Here is a 24,325-nt window from a genome sequence, read left to right as displayed (position 1 = left end):
CTTTGCAGCGTCACGTCACTACCGCATTTCTTTTACACCCTGAGCATTTTTTCAGATTCATGACAGTCGTGGCCGCGCTACAATAAGGCCTGCAAAAAATTTCCCCCCATCTCTTTTCCCAACAGGAACGAACAATGCGTGCTTCGTCTGTGTCAGGTCTTGCTGCGCCCTCAGAACGTGATTATGAAAAAAATGCAAGAAAAGCCATCTGGGCCTCATCTATCGGCTATGCCCTGGACGGATTCGACTTACTGATTCTGGGTTTCATTCTATCGGCTGTCAGTGCCGGCCTGGGGCTGACCAGCACAGAAGCGGGTTCGCTGGTCACGTGGACCCTGGTGGGTGCGGTGATTGGCGGGGTCGGTTTTGGCCTGCTTAGTGATATCTACGGCCGGGTCCGGGTGCTGACCTGGACGATTCTCCTGTTTGCTGTCTTTACAGGCATGTGCGCGCTGGCGCAGGGCTACTGGGATCTGCTGGTGTATCGCACCATCGCCGGATTGGGGCTGGGTGGCGAGTTCGGTATTGGCATGGCGCTGGCGACAGAAGCCTGCCGCCCCTCGCAACGTGCCCGAGTCTCTTCCTATGTCGGTCTGGGCTGGCAGGCGGGGGTACTGGCCGCCGCATTGCTCACGCCGCTGTTGTTGCCTATTATCGGCTGGCGCGGCATGTTCGCCGTGGGCGTGCTGCCGGCTATTGTCTCGTTTATTGTGCGCTCCTATATCGGTGAGCCTGAACACTTCGTCAAATCTGAGCCAGTAGCGCGCTCATTCACGCTGGCACCCTTGAAATTGCTGGTGGCCGATGCGGAAACCGTGAGGCGCAGCATTGGGGTGGTGATCCTGTGTTCAGTGCAAAACTTCGGTTATTACGGTCTGATGATCTGGATGCCTTCGTACTTGTCCACCCAGTTCGGCTACTCGCTAACCAAATCAGCCAGCTGGACGGCCATGACGGTGCTGGGCATGAGTCTGGGTATCTGGCTGTTCGGGCAACTGGCAGACCGTATCGGCCGTCGCCCCAGTTTTCTGCTGTATCAGGCGGGTGCCGTTATCATGGTGTACGTTTATTCCCAGCTTACGACCCCGACCGCGCTGCTGTGGGGCGGGGCGCTCATGGGGGTTTTTGTCAATGGTATGATTGGTGGGTACGGGGCGCTGATTTCCGAGCTCTATCCCCGTGCGGCCAGAGCCACTGCGCAGAACGTCCTGTTCAATATCGGCCGGGCTATCGGTGGCTTCGGGCCCGTGGTGGTGGGCGCGCTGGCAGCGGCCTATTCTTTTGAGGTTGCCCTGGTATTGCTGGCGTCACTGTATATTCTGGATATTCTCGCGACCCTGTTTCTGATCCCTGAACGCAAGGGGATGGAGCTGGAGTAATGATGTCATCTGCACAGGAGTGATTTGAATGGCAAACGATTGCGTCGTCATGTATACCACCGTTCCCGACACGTTACTGGCAAAACGTATCGCGCATCTGCTGATAGAAGAACATCTGGCCGCCTGTGTGAACTTAAGCCCCGTCGGTCTGTCTATCTATTTATGGGAAGAGAGCGTCGAGGGGGCAGAAGAAATCACGCTTACCATCAAAACCTCCAGCCAGGCCAGCCTGCGCTGCCAGGAGCGGATTGTGCAGTTACACCCCTACGATGTTCCTGAAATTATCATTTTGCCCGTCATTGGCGGGCATGTGCCGTATCTGGACTGGGTGCGGGCACAAACATCGGTATAGAGGGGTCGCGTGTTCACGTCGTCGGATTTAAAGGGCTGCATCAAGTGGCTGTTGGGGCTCATGGCCATGTTGTTGCTGGCCGCACCTGCTGTTCATGCAGAAGAAGAATTTCTGGATCCGGAACAGGCTTTTGTGTTCTCGGCGCAAATGCAGGCACCCTCCGAGCTGCGCATAGATTATCGTATCGCGCCCAAATACTACATGTATCGCGAGCGCTTCGAATTTCATATTAAAGACGATACAGACAAATCCCGGGCTGCAGCTCTGCTGGGTACGCCCGTGCTTCCCAAAGGGGAAGTCAAGTACGACCCGACTTTCGATAAAAACATGGAGGTCTATCATAACCAGGTAAGCATCCGCCTGCCGCTGCTCAGGCAGACGTCGCCGTTCACCGTACAGGTGGTGGGGCAGGGGTGCGCCGATGCCGGCCTGTGTTATCCTCCTACCACCTATGACATCGTCCTGGAGCCGGCGCCAGGCGGCGGCATGAGCATTACAGGCGGCACGCCTGGCGTCAAAAAAGGAGCGGCGCCGGCTGGTGCTGTCAGCACGCCACCTGCAGATAATAATGCATCTGGCGCGACGCAGGCGTCGTCCTCTTCTGCTGCCGGCGGGGTAACCAGCATGCTTACCGGTAAGGCCGACACTGTGCAGGACTCCGGTCAGACCGGGCAGCAGGCATCGGGAGCCACAGCTGGCTCAAGTTCCGACCCAAGCCCTGGCATCGCCGCTGTCTCTGCCGAAGCAGGGAGCGCATCCCTGTTTGATGCCGGCGATACCACCATTGCCCAATGGCTGTCTGAAGCGGGCCTGGCGCGCGTGCTGCTGATCTGTTTTGCGCTGGGCGTCGTACTTTCATTTACACCCTGCGTTCTGCCCATGTTGCCTATTCTGCTGTCGGTCATTGTGGGCGACCAGAAAGCGCGCGGCGGGGTGCCGTCCAAAGGGCGCGGCTTTGCGCTCACGCTCATGTATGTACTGGGCACGGCCATCGTGTATACCCTGCTGGGCATTGCGGCTGCGTCCGTCGGTTCCGTACTGGCCGCCTGGATCCAGAATCCATGGGTGCTCTCGGCGTTCGCTGTGGTACTGGTTATTCTGGCCATTGGCATGTTCGGCGCATTTACCATACAAGTGCCGGTCGCGCTGCAAACCTCACTGAACAGTAAAGTGTCGCGGATGCCCGGCGGGCGCTATGGTGGCGCGTTTGGCATGGGTATGCTGTCAGCGCTTATATGTGGCCCCTGCGTGGCCGCACCACTGGCCGGTATTCTGTTGTTTATCTCCCAGACGGGGAATCTGGTGCTGGGTGGCCTGGCGCTGTTTGTGCTGGCCTGGGGCCAGGGCTTCTCCCTGCTGATCCTGGGTGCCACCTCCGGCGCACTCATGCCCAAGGCGGGCCCGTGGATGGAAGCTATCAAGTATTTCTGCGGCCTGCTGCTGCTGGCAACGGCGCTGTGGATGCTGATGCCTGTTGTGCCGCTGTGGGTGCAAATGCTGGGCTGGGCATTTCTGAGTATGAGTCTGGCGCTTCTGCTGGGCGCCTTCCGTGGCGATACCGGTCCTGCTGCCAGCGCCGGCCCCTTACGGCTGCTATTGCGCGCATTGGGCCTGCTGGCCGCTGCGTGGGCATTGTTGTTGCTGGTTGGTCTGGCTACTGGTAGCCGGGACCCGCTGTCGCCCCTCAAAGGCATTGCCCAGGGTAATGGCGCTAAGCAAACCAGTGTGGCTAAAGTACAGTTCGAAAGAGTGCGTTCACTGGCAGAGCTGGAAGCGCGTATCGCGGCTGCCGGTAAACCGGTAATGCTGGATTTCTACGCTGATTGGTGCATTTCCTGCCACGAAATGGAAAAATTTACGTTTTCGGATAGCCAGGTGGCCGGTGCCATGGGTTCCATGCTTTTACTGCAGGCCGACGTCACCGGTAATAACGAACAGGATCGCGAACTGCTCAAGCGCTTTCGACTGTTCGGCCCTCCGGGCATCATTTTCTTTGACCGCAATGGTCAGGAAATGAAGGAGAACCGTGTGGTCGGCTTCCAAAAGGCCGATAAGTTTCTGGAAAAACTGCAGCTGGCACAGCGTTGACGGTGGGCGACCATTACGCCCCTGCGGGTTCTTTCAACAGGCTGTCGTACGCCCAGATACAGGGTCGGACACCGGGGAAGGCGCAGGCATAATTGCTATCCGGGTGTGATATAACACGCCGGATGCGAGCGCAGCAAGAGGAGAGGATTTAGTCCAGATCAAGCCAGCTACGGTTCTTTTCCGAAAGACCGATGCCAGCCCATTTATTTCCCAGTTCGATCACCAGGAGACTGTCGTTGGTATCAAGGGCCGGTAGCAACAGCTCGCGCACCTGCGTCACCCCCAGATCGGTCGACACAATATAGCTTGAGTCGTAGCAATGCCAGCGGCTGGGGAAATGTTCATCTATACGCTGTTTTAACTTGGTAAATCGGGTACCCAGCAGGCGTCGGTCATACGTGATCAGTACTTTCATCTCATTTCCCCTGACTATGAAAAACCATTCCCGATATAGTAATACAAATTGGCGACAATGGGCCATATAGTTGCGGCAAGCCTCTGTCAGCCAGTCCGGTCCGGCTTGATTTACCGTTCTGCAATAACAGTCACTTGTTGTTATTGTCTGTCACATGCGTATCGTTTCAGCGGCTTTCAATTGATTAATGCTGCAAGGCGGTAGACTACACTAGCATCGTTATGTCTCGCGATGGTAAGCGGGGCAACCAATAACGCCCATACCCACGACAGAGAATGATTCATGAAAAGAATGTTGATCCAACGTGCTCGAAGTCAATCAGGCGATATATCAGGTCTAGTCACAGCCGTACCGCTGTCGGGTGACAATTCACGAAGCGCTACAACTGTGAAACTGTGGCTGGTCTGGCCGGTGCTTGTCGCCGTGCTCTTGTTGTCCGTACCCGTTCAGGCACAGGCTGCTTTATCTGCAGAAGACCTGGCCTGGCTGGATCGGGTTACTTATGGCGTAAATAAACAAACGGCCGAAGAATATGAAAAGCTGGGTCGGGAGAAGTTTTTGGAAAAGCAGCTGCATCCACCGGCTAAAGATGTACTGGATGACGCGACCGAGGGCAATCTGGCCAGAAATACCGTTGATATGCAGAAAGTCATGGAAGATGTCACTGTCCGACGGCAGAAATTTGTCCGTGAGGTCAAAGACCAGAGAAAGCGTTCGGAATTTAATACCTTGATTCGTCGCGAAGGGAACAAAGTACTCGCCGTCTCGAAGCGTCGACACCTGATTCGCGCCATTTATTCTCCGTGGCAGTTAAAAGAACAAATGGCCTGGTTCTGGCAAAATCATTTTTCGGTCTTTTCTTCCAAGGCCTATATTCGTTTTCAGGTGGGAGATTACGAAGATAAGGCGCTTCGCCCTCATGCCTTGGGAAAATTCAAAGACATACTGCTGGCTACGATGACACATCCTGCCATGCTGGATTATCTGGATGCCTCCAAAAACAAAAAAGGCAAGCCCAATGAAAACTACGCACGCGAGCTCATGGAACTGCATACCATGGGCGTGGGTAGCGGCTATACCCAGAAAGACATTACTGAAGTGGCCCGGGTGCTGACGGGTATCAGTGTCAATTTCAGCCCAAACCTGCCTAAGCTTAATGACCAGGCGAAAAAAGGATTTTTCCGCAAGAACGGGGTGCAATTCATGCCCCGACAGCATGATTTTGGCGACAAGATCGTGCTGGGTAAAACCATCAAGGGCCAGGGCTGGGATGAGCTCGCTGAACTTGCCGATCTGCTTGCCAGGCAACCGGCCACTGCCAAACATATCAGTACCAAACTGGCGCAGTATTTTGTTGGTGATAAGCCCGACCCGGCATTGATCAAAAGCATGAGCGAACGCTTTATGAAGAGCGACGGCGACATTTCGCAAACGCTCGCGACGCTGTTTGAAAGCAAAGCGTTCCAGGCATCGCTGGGCAGCAAATTCCGTACACCGATGGAAGTCGTCGTCTCGACCGCGCGTTTGGCTTACGAGGACAGGCAGCTACAGAACTATGTGCCACTGACCAATTCGCTTGATCGTCTGGGACAGGGTCTTTACAAACGAGTGACGCCTGACGGCTACCCGATGCAGAAAAGCATGTGGGACGGTTCCAGCCAATTGTTTCAGCGCTTCGAGGCAGTACGCTTCCTGAGTAGTGGTGCTGCCAGATTTTTCCAGTACGGTAAGCCATCCGATGAGATAAAAGGTTCGGTCCCGGATTTGAATAACGCATTCTTCGAGCAGAATATCAAACCGCATCTATCCGAAACAACGCTGGCGGTGCTGAACAAGACGCCTAAAAACAAGGTGCTGTGGAATTCCATGCTCTTTTCCTCGCCAGAATGGATGAACAGGGAGTATAAAAAATGAATAGACGTGATTTCCTGGCGGCAGCCATGCTGGCGCCGCTCACCGTGAACAGTCAGCAGTTGTTTGCTGCTGAAGGTACGGATATTAAAACGCTGGTTATTTTCCTGCGCGGCGCTTATGACGCCTGTAATTTTCTGGTGCCCTATACCAGTGAAGACTATTATGAAAATCGACCGCGCATTGCCATTTCCCAGCCCGGCAGCGCTGAAGGGGCGGCCCTCAAGCTGGATAATAACTGGGGCATGCATCCGGTATTTGAGAAGACGCTGATGCCCTTATGGGAGCAGAAACAGATCTCATTCATTCCTTTTGCGGGCACGGAGGATCTGTCACGCAGCCATTTTGAAACGCAGGATCTGATGGAAAGTGGTCAGCCCGCAAATGGCAAACGGGAATATGGTTCTGGATTTATGAACCGACTGGCAGGTGTCCTGGGTGCAAAAGCGCATCCGGTTTCGTTTACCAGCAATAATCCCCTGATTATGCAGGGCCCGGCTCGAATTCCATTAATAGGTTTGAGCGGATCAGGAAAGTCTATTTATAAAGATCAACAGATTTCGCTGCTGGAGGATCTGTACAAAAACAGTAAACAGCAGGAGATCGTAGCCGAAGGCGTCGCCAATCACCGAATGATGCTGGAAGAGTTTGAAAAAGAAAAAGAAGCGGCCAGTAGAAATGCCGTGAGCGCGAAGGGCTTTGACCTTCAGGTCAAACGCATGGCTTCACTCATGAAAGACAAGTATTCGCTTGGATTTCTGGACATTGGTAATTGGGATACGCACTATAATCAGGGCGGTGCGACCGGCATGCTGGCCAATCAGTTCAAGAGTCTGGGCAGTGGCCTGAAAACGTTCGCGGACGAAATGGGCCCGCAGTGGAACAAAACAGTGGTGTATGTGATGTCTGAGTTCGGTCGCACTTTTCGTGAGAACGGCAGCGGCGGCACCGATCATGGTCACGGTTCGGTGCACTGGCTGCTTGGAGGGGCTATCAACGGCGGTAAGATCCTGGGCGAACAAACAGATGTGAACATTGCTTCGCTAAACGAAGAGCGTGATTACAAGGTGCTCAATAATTCGCGGGATGTGCTTGGCGGCTTGTTCAAGCAGGTTTATGGCCTGAGCAATGAGCAGGTGCAAAAAGTATTCCCGTCATCAAAAGTGTCAGCAATCAAGCTGGTCTGATCTGAGTGAAGGGCGGCGGCCAGGGCGCTTGCTTTTGCTACTTTATCGATCACTGCAAAAACATGTCGGCAGGTGGGCTCGGAGATGATTGCCATCGTCCATCGTCAGTCGCAAGTGTTCCACAGGCCATCCGAAAGCGGCCTGGTCAATGCTATCCGTGCACACAAATGAAATAACAGTGCCATACAATGAAAACATTTGCGGGAATGTTTAATGACCACCTCACATAACGGTCGCGTACGTACCGTGGCGAAAGACGACAGCCATCGATTCTCCAAAACAATCACATCTGAAATATATATGGTGGCCGGCCTGGGCGTTCAGGGCGATGCGCATTCAGGCGTGACCGTCCAGCACCGGTCACGGGTCGCGGTGGACCCTAAGCAGCCGAACCTGCGGCAGGTTCATCTGATACAGGCCGAGCTCTTTGATGAACTCAACAGCCATGGGTTTAATGTCGCGCCCGCAGATCTGGGTGAAAATATCAGCACGGAAGGCATTGATCTGTTGTCATTACCCCGTAATACGCTGCTCAACATCGGCAGTGATGTATTGTTGCAGGTAACCGGCCTGCGTAACCCTTGTGTGCAAATAGACCGGTTCCAGACAGGTTTGCTGAAGGCGGTATTGCATCGTCAGCCTGATGGCGGGCTGGTCCGCAAAGCCGGTATTATGACAGTTGTAATAACCGGAGGAGTGGTTCGCGCAGGTGATCCGATTGCAGTACAGTTGCCTGCGCTTCCCCACTTGCCGCTGGATCGCGTGTAAGCGGTACGCGCCGTTTTTCAGTTGTGAATGCTAATGCTGCTCAGGCCGAAAGATTGCACTTATTTCCCGGCCGTGTCCACGTTTTTGCGCAGCTCAAATTTCTGTATTTTTCCTGTCGATGTTTTCGGCAGTGGTCCGAAGCGGATCACCTTTGGTACCTTGAAACCCGCCAGCAGCACCCGGCAGTGAGCGATGATCTCCTGCTCTGTTACTTCTATATCGGGTTTGAGCTCCACATAGGCGCAGGGGGTTTCACCCCATTTGGGATCGGACATGGCAACCACGGCCGCAGCGGCGACAGCGGGGTGGCGGTAGAGGGCGTCTTCCACTTCGATACTGGATATATTCTCGCCGCCCGAAATAATAATATCCTTGCTGCGGTCCTTAATGCGCACGTATCCGTCAGGCGTCAGGACACCCAGGTCGCCCGTATGGAACCAGCCGCCACGAAACGCATCGCGGGTCGCGCTTTCATTTTTCAGATAGCCCTTCATACAGATGTTGCCGCGGAACATGATTTCGCCAATCTGGCTCTCATTGGGCGCCACCGGCTCCATGGTCTCCGGATCACGCACCGACAGGCCAGCCTGCAAGTGGTAACGCACACCCTGGCGTGCCATCCGCGTTGCCCGGCTATCTTCATCCAGTTCGTCCCACGCCTGCTGGTACGCGCATGCTGCAGCAGGTCCGTATACCTCGGTCAGTCCATAGGCATGCGTCAGGTCAAAGCCCATCTCCCGCATGCTGGCAATGACGGCGGGCGCCGGCGATGCGCCTGCCACCATGGTGTAGACGGTGTGATGAATGCCTTCGCGCAGGTGTACCGGGGCGTTGGCCAGAGCGCTTTGCACGATGGGTGCGCCGCAATAGTGAGTGACGCCTTCCCGGCGGATCAAATCGAATACCGTTTCAGGATCAAATTTGCGCAGGCACACATTGACGCCGGCCCGTGCCGCTACCGTCCAGGCAAAACACCAGCCATTACAGTGAAACAGAGGCAGCGTCCAAAGGTAGACCGGATGCTTGGGCATATCCCATTCCAGAATATTGCTGATTGCATTCAAATAGGCGCCACGGTGGTGGTAAACCACGCCCTTGGGGTCGCCTGTCGTGCCGGATGTATAGTTCAGGGCGATGGCATCCCATTCATCTGTGGGTGGCTGCCAGTCATAATCAGGTGCGGCCGCCGCCAGAAAATCTTCATAGTCCACGGCACCGGCGATACTTTTCGGGGTGGTTTCCAGGTCGTGTACGGAAATGACGCGCAGGTTCGGAAACCGGGCCAGGGCCTTTTCGGCCAGCTTATGGTACTCGGTGTCGATAATCAGGGCCCTGGCTTCGCCATGTTCCAGCATAAAAAGCAGGCTGGATTCATCCAGGCGGGTATTCAGGGTGTTCAGGACGGCGCCCGTCATAGGCACACCAAAATGCGCTTCGATCATGGCAGGTATATTGGGCAGCATGACGGCAACGGTATCACCGCGCTGCACCCCGGCCTGCGCAAGTGCGCCGGCAAGCCGCCGGACGCGTTCATATGTCTGGCCCCAGTTCCGGCGTATGTCGCCGTGCACCACCGCCAGCCGATCAGGATAAACCTCGGCGGCGCGGGTGATAAAATCAATCGGTGTCAGCGCTTCGTAATTTGCCGCATTGCGCGCCAGGCCATGGTCAAAAATACTGGTCATTATTCTGTCTCCTGAAAAGCGCGCTGTTCATTCGTCGGCTATCACAATGGAATGAGTGGTGATGCCCTGCAGCACACGTCACATTAACACGGATGCAGTGTAAAGGCGGACAACGCAGAGCATCTGTCACCTGAATGACAGTTACGTCTTTCATCTCGCCATCGTCTCATCGCTTCAGGATATATCATGAGTGATCGTTCTATCTATCACAAAAGCCAGTTGCCCGAATTGTTCAGCGACTATCCCTGGTTTCAGTCCCTGGAGCCGGATCATCAGGCGCTGGTGATGGCTACCGCCAGGGCCGAATCCGTCCAGCAGGATGCCTGGCTGGCGCGTCGTGGCGAACTGTCGGATGACTGGTTCGGGGTGCATAGCGGTTTGCTCAAGCTGGCCATTTATGACGAATCCGGCAAAAGCTGTACTTTTTCCGGTGTCCCTCCCGGCGGCTGGTTCGGCGAGGGCAGTGTCATCAAGCATGAATTGCGCAAATACGATGTGGTCGCAATTCAGCCGTCGCTGGTGCTGTGCGTGCCGGCAAGCACCTTCGAGGCGCTCCTGTCAGCCAGTTTGTCTTTTTCACATTTTGTGATTGGCCAGTTGAACGAGCGCATGGGCGAGTTCATTGCCTCAATCCAGAACCAGCGCCTGTTGCAGGCCGATGCCCGTGTCGCCCAGTCACTGGCGCAACTGTTCAATCCGGCTCTTTATCCCTCCACCGATCTGGCGCTGGAGATCTCTCAGGAAGAACTGGGATATCTGACCGGCCTATCGCGGCAGCGTGTGAATCGCGCATTGCAGAACCTGCAGCAGCAGAAAATATTAATCCAGGCCTACAGCAAAATCCGCATTCTCGACCTGGCGCAATTGCGCGCCTACGGCCTCGCGCAGATGTGACTGCTGCAGCCAGGCAATGCCTTGCTGCACGGCACACAAGCGCGCGAGTCCTGCAGCTTTATGCCGGTTGTGATAATGCTGCGCGCCACCACGGTTCATTATCCAGAAACCAGTCAACGGTTTTGACAATGCCGGTGTCAAATGGCTCGCTTGTCGCAAAGCCCAGTTGCTGTTCAATTTTGGTTGGATCCATGGCGTAACGCCGGTCATGCCCGGGCCGATCCTGCACGTAGCGGATCAGCGACGCGCTGTTGCCTGCCCGGGCTGCCGTTGCCTGCGCAAAGCGCTGCTGCAGCGCCGGCCGTGTCGCAAAGGCCTGATCCATGATCTGACACAATGCGTGAATAAGTTGCAGATTAGTCAGCTCGCAACGGGCGCCCACATTCCAGGTGTCACCAGGCGTGCCTTGCGCCAGAATCGCTTCAATCGCCCGAACGTGGTCCAGCACGTAAAGCCAGTCGCGGATCTGCTGGCCATCACCAAAAACCGGAATGGGTTTGTTGTGCAGGATGCTTGTCAGAGTGAGTGGAATGAGTTTTTCAGGGTAGTGATAGGGCCCGTAATTGTTGGAACAGCGGCTGATGGTGGTGGCCAGGCCGTAAGTCTGCTGGTAGGCCCGCACCAGATGGTCTGCCGCCGCCTTGCTGGCCGAATAGGGCGAATTGGGCGCATAGGGGGTGGCTTCGGTGAACGCAGGCTGATCTGCTGCAAGGCTGCCGAAAACCTCGTCGGTGCTCACGTGATGGAAACGATGCGGCAGCGGTGCTTCATTTTGCAGCGCCGGCGCTTCTATCCACACCTGGCGTGCTGCCTTCAGCAAGCTGTAGGTGCCGTTGATATTGGTGCGAATAAACGTGTCCGGGCCCTGGATGGAGCGGTCTACATGGCTTTCGGCCGCAAAATGCACAATGGTGTTGATGCGGTGCTGCTGCAGCAAGGCGATGACTCTGTCCGTATCGCAGATATTGCCGTGTACAAAAGTGAAACTGGCGTGTTGCTCAAGCCCGGCAAGGCTGCTGCGGTTGCCCGCGTAGGTCAGCGCATCCAGCACCACCAGCGTGTCGTCCGGGTGTTGTGCGAGCCAGTAATGAACGAAGTTGGCGCCGATGAATCCGGCGCCACCGGTAACAAGCAAGGAGGCCATTGCGTTCGGGACCATCATGTAAAAGTTGTAATCGCTCATGATAACAGGATGGCTGCCAGCGGCGAAGTCTGTTGCAGGCAGCGGCGACGTGATCCGTTATAATTCGCGCTGATGCCATCCATTGGGGCTTTGCCTGATACGCATGAAAACAGAACGACTGGTTATTCCCGATGTCCTGCTGCTCACTCCCAAAGTACACCGAGACGAGCGCGGTTATTTTATGGAGGCTTACCGGCAGCAGGTGCTCGATGAGGCCCTGGGGCGCACGCTGCGCTTTGTTCAGGACAATGAATCACAGTCGTCTTATGGCGTGCTGCGCGGACTGCATTACCAGTTGCCGCCCTATGCCCAGAACAAGCTGGTGCGCGTGGTTGCGGGACGCGTGCTGGATGTCATTGTGGATCTGCGCAAGAGCAGCGCGACTTTCGGGCAGTCGCTGCACATCGAGCTGGATGCCATGAGCAAGCAATCGCTGTTTATTCCTGCCGGGTTTGCGCATGGGTTTGTCGTACTGAGCGAACAGGCGATCTTCACCTACAAGACCGATGCCGTCTATGCGCCGGATTACGAGCGTGGTCTGGCTTTTGATGACCCGCAGCTGAATATTAACTGGCAGGTGCCGCGCGAGCAGATGATCCTGTCTCCCAGGGATCGCCGTTTTCCTGTGTTTGCGGGCCTGCGGGACTTATACCCCTGAGCGCAACGGGTTTTATCATAAAATGACGTCATTCGATACGTCAAAGAGGTTTAAATGAATCCGATCCGTAAAGCTGTATTTCCCGTGGCAGGCCTGGGCACCCGCTTCTTGCCGGCGACCAAGGCCATGCCCAAAGAGATGCTGCCGGTTGTGGATAAACCGTTAATCCAGTATGCCGTGGAAGAGGCCGTCAAGGCAGGCATTACCGATCTGATTTTCATTACCGGACGGCACAAGCGCGCGATCGAAGATCATTTTGACTCCATGCCCGAGCTGGAATCCGAACTGGAAGAAAAGGGCAAGCAGGAAATGCTGGAACAGGTGCGGCAGGTCATCCCCTCCAACGTCAATTGTATTTACATTCGCCAGCCGGCTCCGCTGGGTCTGGGGCACGCCGTGCTTTGTGCCGAACCGGTGATTGGCAATGAACCGTTCGCCGTATTGCTGGCCGATGACCTGATCGATTCAAACGTGCCGGTCACCCAGCAACTGATTCAGGCAGCACATGCCAACAATGGCAGCGTACTTGGCATCCAGACCATTGCGCGTGAAGATGCCAATAAATACGGAATTATTGCGGGTAAATCGGTATCGTCCGATACGATCCAGGTAACCCAGATTGTTGAAAAACCCGCACCGGCCGATGCGCCTTCAGATAAGGCCGTGGTGGGGCGTTACATTCTTGAACCGGAAATCTTTGAATGCCTGCGCCATATCGGCAAGGGTGCCGGTGGCGAGATTCAGCTCACCGATGGTATTGGTGCCCTGCTTGAAAGCCGCAATGTCTTCGGATTTGCCTATGAAGGCATGCGCTACGATTGCGGCAGCAAGGCGGGCTTTTTTGCCGCGACGGTGGCACTGGGCCAGAAATATCACGGTTTCAAGCTCTGATCTGTTCCGGTCAAGGCATTCACGGCGGGCTGTGCGCCAGCCCCTGTGATTGCCTGTCAATGCACCGGCACGCAGCCTGCCTCTGACAATCACAGTCAATCAGGCGGTGCCCGCTGCGCCAGCCACAGTCCGCAGCGGACAAGCAGCAAGCCCCCCACTCAAACCGCAACAAACCGCAGCTGCGCGCCCACGGGCGACTCTGGTTACTGGCGGCCGGTCAGAATACGGGCCGCTTCAATTGAAAAGTACGTCAAAATGCCATCGGCACCGGCGCGCTTGAAACACATCAGTGATTCCATCATGACCTTGTCGTGATCCAGCCAGCCGTTTTGTGCGGCCGCCTTGATCATGGCGTATTCACCACTCACCTGGTAGGCATAGGTGGGAACCCGGAACATATCCTTGACGTCCCGCACGATATCCAGATAGGGCATGCCCGGTTTGACCATCACCATATCGGCACCCTCGCGAATATCCGCAGCAATTTCCCGCAGCGCTTCATTGCGATTGGCCGGATCCATCTGGTAAGTCATTTTGTTGGATTTACCCAGGTTGGTGGCTGAACCCACTGCATCGCGGAACGGGCCGTAGAAGGCGCTGGCGTACTTGGCCGAATAGGCCATGATGCGGGTGTAGATCAGTTTTTCCTGCTCCAGCGCCTGCCGGATAGCGCCGATACGGCCATCCATCATATCGCTGGGGGCCACGTAGTCGGCACCGGCCCGGGCCTGTGTCAGAGCCTGTTGCAGCAGAATTTCCGTGGTTTCATCATTCAGCACATAACCGTTTTCGTCCAGCAGGCCGTCCTGCCCGTGGCTTGTATACGGATCCAGCGCCACATCGCACAAAATACCCAGTTCCGGGAATGCTTTTTTGAGCATGGCAATGGTGCGCGGAATCAGGCCGTCTTCATGCGTGGCTGCGATCCCGTCGGGCGTTTTCAGGGACGGGTCGATCGAAGGGAACAACGCCATCACGGGAATGCCCAAAGAGACACAGGTCTCGGCCACTGCCATCAGTGTATCGGGGCTATAACGGTTCACGTCCGGCATGGAAGGCACTGCCTCGATCACGCCCGTACCTTCCTTGACGAATACCGGGTAAATCAGATCGTTGACGGTCAGGACATTTTCCTGAACCAGCCGGCGCGAAAAGTCGTCGCGGCGATTGCGACGGGGGCGGGAAGCGGGAAAATCGGCAGTGATAATTGAAGTCATGGTGTGATCCGTATTGCAGTCGGCACCGCAGGGGTGCAATGGAAAGAGGAAACAAAAAGGAAAGATCAGAAAAGGGAGTGATCAGCGTGTCGGGACCCTGAAGCCTTTCCGATCTGGTCAGGATTCCGTCAGTTGTGTCATCAGAGTGCCGGGCGGCCGAAAAGTTCACTGCGCCCGGCTGCTGAGACCGGCTGCAGGCGCAATCAGGGGACGACCTGAGGAGAAATCCAGTTAACGATGCTGCTGTCGGCCTCTTCCAGTCCGATACGCTGCGTGGCCGAAAACGGCACCGCGTTCAGGGCGCCAATATCGGCCAGTTCCTTTTTCACCGCAAAGACCGCCTTGATGCGCTGTCCGTAGGGCAGTTTGTCTGCCTTGGTCAATAGCGCCAGCACCGGCTTGCCGGTAGGGGCAATCCAGTTGGCCAGGCGCTTGTCCAGGTCGGTTACGCCCCGGCGGATGTCAATCAGCAGAACAACGCCGGCCAGTGAGGTGCGCTGACGCAGGTAGGCACCCAGCACTTCAGCCCATTCTTCGCGGGCATCGCGAGCAACAGAGGCATAGCCGTAGCCGGGCAGGTCGGTCAGAAAGCCCAGTGGCTGCTCCGGATCCAGCGGATCCGGGATGCCAAACAGGTTGATCAGGCGAGTGCGACCGGGCGTTTTACTTGAAAATGCCAGCCGCTTCTGGTTGGTCAGTACATTGATGGCAGATGATTTGCCGGCGTTGGAACGGCCCACAAAACAGACTTCAGGTGGGCCTGGCGGCGGCAACTGGTCGAGCCGGGCGGCTGAAGTGTAGAACGAGGCGCGATGTAAAATTGACACAAAGGGTTCCGGCAAAAAAAGGATTCGTCCTCTATTGTATAATTGCTAAGCCAAAAAATGCCTAAATTCATGTTTGAGGTTTATACTTCCGTGTTTATACGCATTTATCTTTTAAAATACGGGCCGTGGCTGCTAAAGTGCGCCCCAGATCCCCGGGATCACAGAGGATATTCATGAAGCGAGTTTTATCAAACATTCTGGTTGCCGGCAGTGTTTTGGCTGGCATGGCCTTCGGTACAGCAGCTTTCGGCGCAGAGGCGGCAGCTGCCTCCGCTGTTCCCGATGCCGAAAAAGGCGCAGCCCTGTATACAAAGGGTGATACTTCTCGCGGCATTCTCGCCTGTGTGGCCTGTCATGGCGCCAATGGCAATAGCGGCGTTCCCATGTATCCCAATCTGGCTGGTATGCCTCATGAGTATATCGCCCTGCAACTCGAACATTTCAAGGCACCTGCCGACAAAGTCATTCGCGGTACAGCCGATGGCAAACCGACTGCCATGGCGCCTATCGTAGCCCAAATGACCAAGGAAGACATGCAGAACCTGTCAGTCTTCCTGAGCAAACAGCAATTGACCCAGCCTGCCAAGGCCAAACAGGGCGACAACAAGAAAGTGGTAGAGCGCGGTCGTCAGATCTGGCGTGCCGGTATCCCCGAGCGTAGCGTTCCCGCCTGTGCGTCATGCCACGGTGCGACCGGACAGGGTATCCCATCTGCTTTCCCTCGTTTGTCCGGGCAGCACCCAGAGTACCTGGAAGCTCAGTTGCATGCCTTTGCTGATGGCTATCGCCAGCAGGGCGGTGCAGAAAACATGATGGGTAAAATTGCCAACCGCATGAACAAGGCAGACATCCAGGCCGTTGCCGATTACGCAGCCGGTATTCGCTGATACAACAGCATCATGGTCGGTCGGCAATCAGGCATATAACGGCCACCGGCAATTTCTGACCCGTTTTATGGAACTTTTCCATCGTAACGGGTCAAAGAAGGGGTAGCGCGCATCGTGTGCCCCTTTTTCTTATGACAAACTCAATATCCAGACCCACTACCAGAGCCTGGGGTGCCCAGCTCGTTGAATTGCTTGGCTCCATGCGTTTTGCAGTGAGCCTGCTCATGTTTATCTGCGTGGCCAGCATTATCGGCACTGTCCTGCAGCAAAGCCAGCCCGAACTGACCTACACCGACCAATTCGGTATGTACTGGTATGCCGTGTTCAGCAAATTTGGCGTCGCGCAAGTCTATAACACCTGGTGGTTCCTGCTGATCATGGCTTTTCTGGTGGTGTCTACCAGTATATGCGTGATACGTAATGCGCCCAAAATGATCAAGGACATGCGCTCGTTTCGCGAATATATCCGCGAAGGCAGCCTGCGCGCCTTTCCCCATCGCTTTGATATCCAGACGGGTCAGACATCTGCGACCTCACTGGCGCACGTCCGGGGCTGGCTGAAAAAGGAAGGCTACGCGGTCAAAGAAAAAACCGATGCCAGCGGCACGTTGCTGGCAGCCAAAAAGGGCAGTGCCAATCGGCTGGGCTATATTTTTGCGCATTCGGCCATTGTGATTGTCTGTATCGGCGGGCTGCTCGACAGCGAGTTGCCCAACCGTCTGCAAATCTGGCTAGGCCACAAACAGCCTATTCCTGATAGCGCCCGCTATGTATCCGATGTGCCTGAGTCGGCGCGGTTTTCGCCAGGCAATCCCAGCTTTCGCGGTAATGTCTCCATCGCAGAAGGCAATTCATCCAACACCGGCATTCTGGCGCTCAGCGGCGGGCAGTATCTGCAAATGCTGCCGTTCGATATCAAGCTCAATAAATTCATCATCGAGTATTACGAAACCAATGGCATGCCCAAGCGCTTTGCCAGCGATGTGACGATTACCGACAGAGCAACGGGCCAGGCCTCCAACGAAATCATCGAGGTCAATCATCCGTTTCAGATGCATGGCATTACCCTGTATCAGTCCAGTTTTCATGATGGAGGCTCCAAGGTCTCCGTTAACGGCTACCCGCTGGCGGGCAGCGACACGACACCCTTTGAAGTGTCCGGCGCGGTCGGTGAGCAGGCCACTGTGACCACCACGCTCAATGGTCAGAGCAAAAACTATACCCTGACCTTCGATGACTTCAAGCCCATCAACGTTGAAGATCTCTCCGCTCCCAACCCGGGCGCAGCCCGTCCCAAAACATTCCAGGAGGACATCCTGGCCGTGACCGGCAGCGCTGCCGGCAAAAATGACAAAAAACTGCGCAACATCGGCCCCAGCGTGTCCTATACGCTGACCGATGATCGCAATCAGTCCATCAAGTTCAATAACTACATGCTGCCGGTCATGCTTGAAGAGGCGCCGGTTTTTCTGATTGGTATGCAGGTGCCTGGCGACATGACGTTCCGTTATGTCCGGATTCCTGCCGACGGCAAAAGTACGGTCAATGAGTTTCTGGCGTTGCGCGCGGCGTTCAATGACAAGGCGCTGCGCCTGCAAGCGGCAACAGCCTACGCAGAAAAGAATCAGGATGGCCGGATTGATAAGTCGGTTATTGTTCAGCTGGCCGAACGTGCACTCAGCGTGTTTGCTGCAGACGGTTTTGTTGGCATCGATAAATATGTGGATGGCGAAGGTGTGCCGGAAAAAGATCGGGTACCGGAGCAACTGCGCGAACCCATGAAGAAGATTTTGCGCGAATATCTGTTGTTCAGCGCCATTGAATTGCGTAATCTGGTGCGTGAACGGGATGGTCAGGCGCCCATCGTCTTCGACGGGCCGGACGCTCAGGCCCAGGCGCGCTGGTTTGATCTGTCGCTGCGTGCTGTTTCTGACCTGACCAATTACCCTGCACCCATGTTTTTCCAGCTGAAAACCTTTCAGCACATTCAGGCCAGTGTTTTGCAGGCCACGCGTTCCCCGGGTAAACTATTGGTATATGGGGGATCAATCCTGCTTATATTGGGTGTGTTTTCCATGTTCTACATCCGCGATCGCCGTATCTGGATTTGGGTCAAACCCGGTCAGGATGATCAGGATAGCCGCATGATGGCGGCCATGACATCGCAAAAACGCACGCTCGACTTCAATCGTGAATTCGAACGCTTCCGCCATCACTTTACCGGCAACGAAAAAGCCTAGGGGCAATTATGTCAAATACCGTTGTGACTGCATCAGGGGCAGCCGACCAGCTGGTCGATTGGGAGAAGAACATCACCGAATCCGGTGACAACCGCGTGTTGCGCGGTAAACCGGATTTTTCGGACATATTATTCCTGCTGGTGTTGCTGGCAGGGGCTGTCTACGCCATCGTTCAATATCCCGATTCGATGGATTATTACGAGAAAGCCATTCTGGTCGGCATGACGTTCGCAGCCACCTGGATTGGCTGGCTGTGGCGGCCGGCACGCAAGCTGATGATCGCCTGTGCCCTGGCTGCCGGTCTGGCCCTATGGCTTTATGACGGGCAGCTGGCTCATGCGGAAAGCAATTTTCTGCTGAAGTATCTGCTGTCCTCGCAATCGGCCATCCTGTGGATGTGCGCTCTGTTCTTTATGGCAACAGTCTGCTACTGGATCGGTTTTGTCAGTACGACGGGTGCCTGGATGGGTTCAGCGCTTACCTGGGCCGGCGTCTTCGCCGGTTTTACCGGCCTGCTGGTGCGCTGGCGTGAGGGTCATCTGATCGCGCCCGACATGGGACACATTCCCGTCAGCAATCTGTATGAAGTGTTCGTACTGTTCTGTCTGATCACGGCCCTGTTCTACCTGTATTACGAGAAACGCTATAACACCCGCGCCCTGGGTGGCTTTGTGCTGCTGGTTATCTCTTCTGCGGTGATTTTCCTGTTGTGGTACACATTCGAGCGCGATGCTGCGGTGATTACGCCCTTGAACAACGCACTGCGCAGCTGGTGGATGAAACTGCACGTGCCGGCCAATTTCATCGGCTATGGTTCCTTTGCCCTGTCGGCTATGGTGGGTTTTGCCTATCTGGTTAAGCAGCACGGCGCTACCAGCAGCTGGAAACCCATGATTCCCCTATTATTTGTGGGGGGGGCCATGGTGTCGGAATTGTTTATTTTCCGTGACAAAGACAATATGGGCTTCTGGTTCGTCTACTTTCTGGTCAGCCTGGCTATTGTCGCGGCCATTTTGCTCGGACGTCGCGTGATTGCCGCCAAATTGCCGCCACTGGAAGTGCTGGACGACATTATGTACCGCTCCATCTCCATCGGTTTTGCTTTTTTCACCGTGGCCACCATTCTGGGCGCATTCTGGGCTGCCGATGCCTGGGGCACCTATTGGCAATGGGACCCGAAAGAAACCTGGGCCTTCATCGTCTGGCTCAATTATGCAGCCTGGCTGCACCTGCGCCTGATGAAAGGCATGCGCGGCACCTTCGCGGCCTACTGGGCACTGATTGGTCTGGTTATCACCAGCTTTGCCTTCCTGGGCGTTAATATCTTCCTGTCAGGCCTGCACTCCTACGGCGAGCTCTAAGTCACCGTCTGCGGCTCGTGTCGCAGGGCAAAAAAAAGGGATACCCGGTTATATTGCAATCGGGTATCCCAACAGGGAAAATCGTTACTGCATCACTGCATCACTGCATCACTGCATCACTGCATCAACTCTTCAACTCTTCAACGCTTCAATTCGTTCACGCGTTTTCTGTCGCTCAGTCATGCGCGCACGATACGGTCTGGCAACGGATGCCTGCGCCGGCTACTGCTGCGTCCCCCAGCGTCGTACCGTCAGTTTCTCCAGGGTGGTAAAGACCAGGTTTTCAACCACCAGGCCCAGGATCACGACCATCACCAGCCCGGCAAATACCTGCGCGGTTTCCAGTTCATTCCTGTGCTGAAAAACATACCAGCCCAGCCCGCCCTGACCGGAGGAGGCGCCAAAGACCATTTCTGCCGCGATCAGCGTACGCCAGGCAAAGGCCCAGCCCACTTTCAGACCGGATACGATAGAAGGCAGCGCGGCCGGAATCAGGATCTGCCAGACAAACCGCAGGCCGCGCAGACCATAATTCTGTCCTGCCATGCGCAGCGTTTGCGGCACACTCTGAAAGCCGGCGAAGGTGTTCAGGGCCAGCGGCCACATGACCGAATGAATCAGTACAAACAATAAGCTGGTGGTACCCAGCCCGAACCACATCAGTGCCAGCGGTAGCAGGGCAATGGCCGGCAGGGGATTGAACATGGACGTAAGGGTGGAAAGAATATCCCGCCCCAGCCGGGTGGATATGGCAAATGTGGTCAGAAAAAAAGCAAAGATCACGCCCAGCGCATAGCCTTGCAGCAGTACCGACAGCGAGATCGCCATGCGGGCCGGTAACTCACCGTTGATCAGGTCAGCCCACATGGCGCCAAGGGTGGCGCCGAAGGTGGGTAGAAGCAGCTCATTGTCCTGCCAGCGACCAACGACTTCCCAGATTACGGCCAGCACAACCAGAATCAGGATCTTGCGCACACCATCATGATTGAGCAGGCGCTGCGCCAGGCTTAACGGTTCACGAATCGATTCGGCCTGTGTCGCCGGCCTCAGCGCAGAGAGCGGATATTCGAACTCCGGGCGGATAGGTGGTTCAATATGTAGACTGGGCTGGCTCATATGCGGACTCTGTAATGCCTGGGTGATTGCTGGCGTGTTCGGTCGTCACCGCTTCTGCTTCTTCGAACAGCAGGCGATGAATACGCTGTGTGGCCGCCTGAAACGCCTCACTGCCTGCACTGTCCATATTGAATTGATGGCTGTTGAGTTCCGCGCGCACCTGGCCCGGATGCGGCGACAACAGCAAAATCCGGTTGCCAAGAATCAGGGCTTCTTCTATTGAATGGGTCACGAACATGAGTGTGACCCGGGTTTCATCCCACAATTGCAATAATTCTTCCTGCATTTTGCGTCGGGTAAGCGCATCCAGTGCAGCGAACGGTTCGTCCATCAGCAATATGGCCGGTTCCATTGCCAGGGCGCGCGCAATCGCGACGCGCTGCTTCATGCCACCCGACAGCGTATGCGGATAGGCATGCAGAAAGCGGCCCAGGCCGACGCGGTGCAAATAATGTTCGGCCCGTTCTTTTGCCTGCACTTTGTTCAGCGTACGCGAGGCGCGCAGGGCAAAGACGACATTCTGCAGTACCGTCTTCCAGGGGGCGAGCTGATCGAACTCCTGAAACACCACCACGCGGTCAGGGCCGGGCCCGGAAATGGCTTTGCCATTCAGGGTAAAGGAACCGGAGCGCGGCTTGATAAAACCCGCCGCTGCTTTGAGCAGACTGGATTTGCCGCAACCGGACGGGCCCAGCAAAATGAAGCGGTCGCCTTTGTAGATAGAAAAACTAACGTCACGCGTTGCCTGGACGATTGCCTTATCGGTCTGGTACTGCAGATTCACCTGTTGTGCACGCAGCAGCGCCTCCGGCAGCCGGGCAGACTGCAATGTATCGCCGCGCTGCGAAGGTGTGGGCTCCACCGAACCAACAGGAGCTCTCTGAACGTTACGCGGCACCTGTTGCAGCGGTTCTGCTGCAGCGGCAGACAAGCGTAATGAGGAGTTTTTCAATACATGTGCCATATGTCAACTGCCATTATGGTTGTGTTCATCATCAAAAAAGTAATCCTGATAGGACGCAGGACGGTTCTTGATGGCACCCACTTCGGCCATGAATTCGGCCAGCGGGAAGGTGTTCTCAGGCGCCAGCTTGACCTCGATATCGGGATTTTTGATGATTTCAATCAGCAAATTGCGGTCAATATTGCTTTTCGCGGTACGAATATACGCATCGGCTGCGCCTTCCGGATCGGCCTTGATAAAGGCCGCAGCATCTTTCAGTGATGCGATAAAGGCGCCATAGGTTTTAGGGTTGTCCTGGCGAAACTTCTCTGTGGCATACAGTACGGTGGAGGTGGAGGGTCCACCCAGCACATCATAGGATTTCAACACGATATGCGCATCCTTGTTGCCCTTGAGCTCCTGCTCCTGATAGGGCGGTGTCGCAAAGTGCGCGTTGATTTCTGTACCACCTTTGATGATGCTGCCGGTCGCTTCAGGGTGCGGCAGGGTCACCGTCAGCCTGTCCAGTTTTTTGAATTCTTCCTTGCCCCATTGCTTGGAGGCGGCCAGTTGCAATATGCGCGCCTGAACTGAAACCGTGGTTGCCGGTAAGGCAATACGGTCCTTGTCGCTGAAGTCGGCAATGGTTTTAACGTCCGGGTTATTGCTGATCAGATAATATGGAAAATTACCCAAAGAGGCGACACCTTTAACATTGTACTTGCCGCGGGTCTTATCCCAGATGGTCAGCAGCGGGCCAACACCGGCGCCGGCAATATCGATTGAACCGGATAGCAGGGCATCATTAATGGCCGCGCCACCCGACAGTTTGACCCATTGCGGTTTGATCTCCAGGCCAGCAGCTTTACCGTGCTTTTCAATCAGCTTCTGATCCTGCACTACTTGCAGCAATAGGTAGACGATGCCGTGCTGTTCAGCAATGCGCAGCTGGCCTTCGGCGTGCGCCGTTGTGCTTACCAGCGCGCAGGCCGAAAGCGCGAGTGCTGTGTTGCGTATTGACAGAAAACGTAACGGGCCTTGGGCGGATCTGGTCATCATGATGAGCTCTCTGGGTAAAGTGAATATTGCAAGTGTTGTTATTGGCCGTCGCTGTCAGGCAGCAAACTGGCTATGGATAGCTGGCTGGGTGGGATAGGAGCCGGATGAGGCCGGTGTGTCAGGTACTCCTGCGGTATTGAACGATCTGCTCAGCCGCCTGGGTCAATCCAGGCAGACAGACCGCGCTGCCAGCCACCCATTGTGCTCAATCAAACCGGTACCGTTCCTTCCACCGTTGTCCGGTTCAGGCGGCGACGTTGATCGTCGGGGGTACCGCCTGCCAAATGAATGACAGAACGGTTATCCCAGAAAACCATATCGTCTTCCTGCCACTTATGGGTATAAATGAATTCGGGGCGGATGCTATGCGCAAACAGCTGCTGCAGAAGATCGTCGCTCTCATCCTGCGGCAAGCCAACGATACGCGAGGTAAAGTGTTCGTTCACGAACAGCGTCTTGCGGCCGTTGTCAGGGTGCGTTGTGACCACCGGGTGCACCACAGGCTTCACCTCATCCAGTTGCGCCTGTGTCAGTGCCGGGCGCCATGGCGCCTTCGCGCGCTGCTCTTCATAACGCTTGATGTACGTGTGCTCTGCCCTGAGCGGCAGCAGTATCTTTTGCAGTGAGGCTGGCAGTGTTTCCCAGGCCAGATGCATATTGGCAAAATGCGTATCGCCACCCGTGTCGGGCAACTCGCGGGCATGCAGCAGCGAACCCAGGCTGGGCACTGCCTTATATGACAGGTCGGAATGCCAGAAGGCACCGGCATCGCCCAGGCCAATCGGCTTGCCGTTCTCGCGGATATTGGATATTTGCAGGATCTCCTCATGACCGGGCAATTGGAACTGCCGCAGCACATGAATCTGCAGCGGTCCGAAGCGGCGGCTAAATTGCACATGCTGCGCCGGCGTAATGTCCTGCTTGCGAAACACCAGCACATGATGATCGGAAAAAGCCTGACTGATACGGGCAAAGCCCTCATCCGACAGCGAACGATCCAGATTCAGATCCAGCACTTCTGCACCCAGGGGGGCAGCCAGCTGCCGGATTTCGAAAGATGAATCAGGCGTTGCGGATTGCTCAGAAAACCTGGGCGTTGACGGAATGGAAGCGTAGACGGCAGACATAGATAACCAAAAAAGCAAAAAAGGGGATCAGATATGACTACTGTATATAAGGAATTTTTATACGTAAAATAGAGAATTCTTATTTATATATCCAGATATAAGAAAGTAACGTAAATGAATAAGGCGGCAGGCGTGTA

Annotated in this window: 21 protein-coding genes; 12 read left to right on the top strand and 9 right to left on the bottom strand. The window is 55.4% G+C overall.

Annotated elements, in window-relative coordinates; all coding sequences use genetic code 11:
- Positions 1-134 precede the first annotated feature (134 nt).
- From MIM_RS20565 to dsbD, 3 genes are read left to right on the top strand one after another with little or no spacing between them, the layout of a single operon-like run.
- The gene (locus MIM_RS20565) at positions 135-1,379 is read left to right on the top strand and encodes an MFS transporter (RefSeq protein ID WP_025374645.1); all 1,245 of its coding nucleotides are present in this window, start codon (positions 135-137) and stop codon (positions 1,377-1,379) included.
- A gap of 28 nt (positions 1,380-1,407) precedes the next feature.
- Complete coding sequence (gene cutA / locus MIM_RS20560) at positions 1,408-1,731, top strand: divalent-cation tolerance protein CutA (RefSeq protein ID WP_025374644.1); 324 nt, start codon at positions 1,408-1,410, stop codon at positions 1,729-1,731.
- Between the two features lie 9 nt (positions 1,732-1,740).
- On the top strand, positions 1,741-3,819 hold the full coding sequence (gene dsbD / locus MIM_RS20555) for a protein-disulfide reductase DsbD (RefSeq protein WP_144084704.1): 2,079 nt from the start codon (positions 1,741-1,743) through the stop codon (positions 3,817-3,819).
- A gap of 148 nt (positions 3,820-3,967) precedes the next feature.
- On the opposite strand, the gene MIM_RS20550 is transcribed toward dsbD, so the two are convergent.
- A complete protein-coding gene (locus tag MIM_RS20550) occupies positions 3,968-4,234 on the bottom strand; it encodes a hypothetical protein (RefSeq protein ID WP_025374642.1) in 267 nt (88 codons plus the stop codon).
- A 387-nt stretch (positions 4,235-4,621) separates the two neighbouring features.
- On the opposite strand from MIM_RS20550, the gene MIM_RS20545 reads away from it, so the two are divergent.
- The 3 genes from MIM_RS20545 (at position 4,622) to MIM_RS20535 (ending at position 8,100) form a co-directional block, all read left to right on the top strand.
- A complete protein-coding gene (locus tag MIM_RS20545; protein WP_158318763.1) occupies positions 4,622-6,148 on the top strand; it encodes a DUF1800 domain-containing protein in 1,527 nt (508 codons plus the stop codon).
- The gene (locus MIM_RS20540; protein WP_025374640.1) at positions 6,145-7,332 is read left to right on the top strand and encodes a DUF1501 domain-containing protein; all 1,188 of its coding nucleotides are present in this window, start codon (positions 6,145-6,147) and stop codon (positions 7,330-7,332) included. Before MIM_RS20545 ends, MIM_RS20540 begins: the two co-directional genes overlap by 4 nt.
- A 213-nt stretch (positions 7,333-7,545) precedes the next feature.
- Positions 7,546-8,100: an MOSC domain-containing protein gene (locus tag MIM_RS20535; RefSeq protein WP_025374639.1), complete on the top strand. Its 555-nt coding sequence runs from the start codon at positions 7,546-7,548 to the stop codon at positions 8,098-8,100.
- Between the two features lie 59 nt (positions 8,101-8,159).
- Here the strand turns inward: MIM_RS20535 and MIM_RS20530 are convergent, their stop codons facing one another.
- On the bottom strand, positions 8,160-9,785 hold the full coding sequence (locus MIM_RS20530) for an acyl-CoA synthetase (RefSeq protein WP_025374638.1): 1,626 nt from the start codon (positions 9,783-9,785) through the stop codon (positions 8,160-8,162).
- A gap of 186 nt (positions 9,786-9,971) precedes the next feature.
- Here MIM_RS20530 and MIM_RS20525 point away from each other — a divergent pair, with 186 nt between their 5' ends.
- On the top strand, positions 9,972-10,679 hold the full coding sequence (locus tag MIM_RS20525; protein ID WP_025374637.1) for a Crp/Fnr family transcriptional regulator: 708 nt from the start codon (positions 9,972-9,974) through the stop codon (positions 10,677-10,679).
- A gap of 58 nt (positions 10,680-10,737) precedes the next feature.
- Here the strand turns inward: MIM_RS20525 and rfbB are convergent, their stop codons facing one another.
- Positions 10,738-11,862 carry a dTDP-glucose 4,6-dehydratase gene (rfbB, locus tag MIM_RS20520; RefSeq protein WP_245592790.1) on the bottom strand — a complete coding sequence of 375 codons (1,125 nt, stop codon included), beginning with the start codon at positions 11,860-11,862 and terminating at the stop codon, positions 10,738-10,740.
- Between the two features lie 103 nt (positions 11,863-11,965).
- Between rfbB and rfbC the strand changes: the two genes are divergently transcribed.
- On the top strand, positions 11,966-12,520 hold the full coding sequence (rfbC, locus tag MIM_RS20515; RefSeq protein ID WP_025374635.1) for a dTDP-4-dehydrorhamnose 3,5-epimerase: 555 nt from the start codon (positions 11,966-11,968) through the stop codon (positions 12,518-12,520).
- 54 nt (positions 12,521-12,574) lie between these two features.
- A complete protein-coding gene (gene galU, locus MIM_RS20510) occupies positions 12,575-13,411 on the top strand; it encodes a UTP--glucose-1-phosphate uridylyltransferase GalU (RefSeq protein ID WP_025374634.1) in 837 nt (278 codons plus the stop codon).
- Between the two features lie 203 nt (positions 13,412-13,614).
- Here the strand turns inward: galU and hemB are convergent, their stop codons facing one another.
- A complete protein-coding gene (gene hemB, locus MIM_RS20505; RefSeq protein WP_025374633.1) occupies positions 13,615-14,628 on the bottom strand; it encodes a porphobilinogen synthase in 1,014 nt (337 codons plus the stop codon).
- Positions 14,629-14,831: 203 nt separating this feature from the next.
- Positions 14,832-15,455, bottom strand: coding sequence for a ribosome biogenesis GTP-binding protein YihA/YsxC (yihA, locus tag MIM_RS20500; RefSeq protein WP_025374632.1), 624 nt, complete (start codon positions 15,453-15,455; stop codon positions 14,832-14,834).
- 173 nt (positions 15,456-15,628) lie between these two features.
- Between yihA and MIM_RS20495 the strand changes: the two genes are divergently transcribed.
- From MIM_RS20495 to ccsB, 3 genes are all read left to right on the top strand, one after another.
- Positions 15,629-16,342, top strand: coding sequence for a c-type cytochrome (locus MIM_RS20495; protein ID WP_025374631.1), 714 nt, complete (start codon positions 15,629-15,631; stop codon positions 16,340-16,342).
- 131 nt (positions 16,343-16,473) lie between these two features.
- Positions 16,474-18,582 (top strand): cytochrome c biogenesis protein ResB, encoded by a 2,109-nt coding sequence (locus MIM_RS20490; protein WP_322786665.1) that lies wholly within the window; start codon positions 16,474-16,476, stop codon positions 18,580-18,582.
- An 8-nt stretch (positions 18,583-18,590) separates the two neighbouring features.
- On the top strand, positions 18,591-19,943 hold the full coding sequence (ccsB, locus tag MIM_RS20485; RefSeq protein WP_025374629.1) for a c-type cytochrome biogenesis protein CcsB: 1,353 nt from the start codon (positions 18,591-18,593) through the stop codon (positions 19,941-19,943).
- Positions 19,944-20,165: 222 nt separating this feature from the next.
- On the opposite strand, the gene MIM_RS20480 is transcribed toward ccsB, so the two are convergent.
- The 4 genes from MIM_RS20480 to MIM_RS20465 form a co-directional block, all read right to left on the bottom strand.
- The gene (locus MIM_RS20480) at positions 20,166-21,059 is read right to left on the bottom strand and encodes an ABC transporter permease (protein WP_025374628.1); all 894 of its coding nucleotides are present in this window, start codon (positions 21,057-21,059) and stop codon (positions 20,166-20,168) included.
- Positions 21,034-22,023, bottom strand: coding sequence for an ABC transporter ATP-binding protein (locus MIM_RS20475; protein ID WP_025374627.1), 990 nt, complete (start codon positions 22,021-22,023; stop codon positions 21,034-21,036). The genes MIM_RS20480 and MIM_RS20475 overlap by 26 nt, the downstream gene beginning before the upstream one ends.
- A gap of 3 nt (positions 22,024-22,026) precedes the next feature.
- A complete protein-coding gene (locus MIM_RS20470) occupies positions 22,027-23,061 on the bottom strand; it encodes an ABC transporter substrate-binding protein (protein WP_025374626.1) in 1,035 nt (344 codons plus the stop codon).
- 209 nt (positions 23,062-23,270) lie between these two features.
- A complete protein-coding gene (locus MIM_RS20465; protein ID WP_025374625.1) occupies positions 23,271-24,188 on the bottom strand; it encodes a TauD/TfdA dioxygenase family protein in 918 nt (305 codons plus the stop codon).
- Positions 24,189-24,325: the final 137 nt, after the last annotated feature.

The organism is Advenella mimigardefordensis DPN7, assembly GCF_000521505.1.
GTDB lineage: Bacteria > Pseudomonadota > Gammaproteobacteria > Burkholderiales > Burkholderiaceae_B > Advenella > Advenella mimigardefordensis.
The sequence above is the reverse complement of the archived record's forward strand: the minus strand, read 5'-3'. Positions and strand labels throughout refer to the sequence as shown.

Bases quoted from the DNA above. Each gene is read 5' to 3' on its own strand.
- MIM_RS20530 (WP_025374638.1), bottom strand. From the start codon at position 9,785: ATGACCAGTATTTTTGACCATGGCCTGGCGCGCAATGCGGCAAATTAC.
- MIM_RS20480 (WP_025374628.1), bottom strand. From the start codon at position 21,059: ATGAGCCAGCCCAGTCTACATATTGAACCACCTATCCGCCCGGAGTTC.
- MIM_RS20490 (WP_322786665.1), top strand. From the start codon at position 16,474: ATGACAAACTCAATATCCAGACCCACTACCAGAGCCTGGGGTGCCCAG.
- MIM_RS20540 (WP_025374640.1), top strand. From the start codon at position 6,145: ATGAATAGACGTGATTTCCTGGCGGCAGCCATGCTGGCGCCGCTCACC.
- MIM_RS20565 (WP_025374645.1), top strand. From the start codon at position 135: ATGCGTGCTTCGTCTGTGTCAGGTCTTGCTGCGCCCTCAGAACGTGAT.
- MIM_RS20470 (WP_025374626.1), bottom strand. From the start codon at position 23,061: ATGATGACCAGATCCGCCCAAGGCCCGTTACGTTTTCTGTCAATACGC.
- galU (WP_025374634.1), top strand. From the start codon at position 12,575: ATGAATCCGATCCGTAAAGCTGTATTTCCCGTGGCAGGCCTGGGCACC.
- hemB (WP_025374633.1), bottom strand. From the start codon at position 14,628: ATGACTTCAATTATCACTGCCGATTTTCCCGCTTCCCGCCCCCGTCGC.
- MIM_RS20465 (WP_025374625.1), bottom strand. From the start codon at position 24,188: ATGTCTGCCGTCTACGCTTCCATTCCGTCAACGCCCAGGTTTTCTGAG.
- MIM_RS20525 (WP_025374637.1), top strand. From the start codon at position 9,972: ATGAGTGATCGTTCTATCTATCACAAAAGCCAGTTGCCCGAATTGTTC.
- MIM_RS20550 (WP_025374642.1), bottom strand. From the start codon at position 4,234: ATGAAAGTACTGATCACGTATGACCGACGCCTGCTGGGTACCCGATTT.
- rfbB (WP_245592790.1), bottom strand. From the start codon at position 11,862: ATGAGCGATTACAACTTTTACATGATGGTCCCGAACGCAATGGCCTCC.
- ccsB (WP_025374629.1), top strand. From the start codon at position 18,591: ATGTCAAATACCGTTGTGACTGCATCAGGGGCAGCCGACCAGCTGGTC.
- MIM_RS20475 (WP_025374627.1), bottom strand. From the start codon at position 22,023: ATGGCACATGTATTGAAAAACTCCTCATTACGCTTGTCTGCCGCTGCA.
- MIM_RS20535 (WP_025374639.1), top strand. From the start codon at position 7,546: ATGACCACCTCACATAACGGTCGCGTACGTACCGTGGCGAAAGACGAC.
- MIM_RS20495 (WP_025374631.1), top strand. From the start codon at position 15,629: ATGAAGCGAGTTTTATCAAACATTCTGGTTGCCGGCAGTGTTTTGGCT.
- cutA (WP_025374644.1), top strand. From the start codon at position 1,408: ATGGCAAACGATTGCGTCGTCATGTATACCACCGTTCCCGACACGTTA.
- rfbC (WP_025374635.1), top strand. From the start codon at position 11,966: ATGAAAACAGAACGACTGGTTATTCCCGATGTCCTGCTGCTCACTCCC.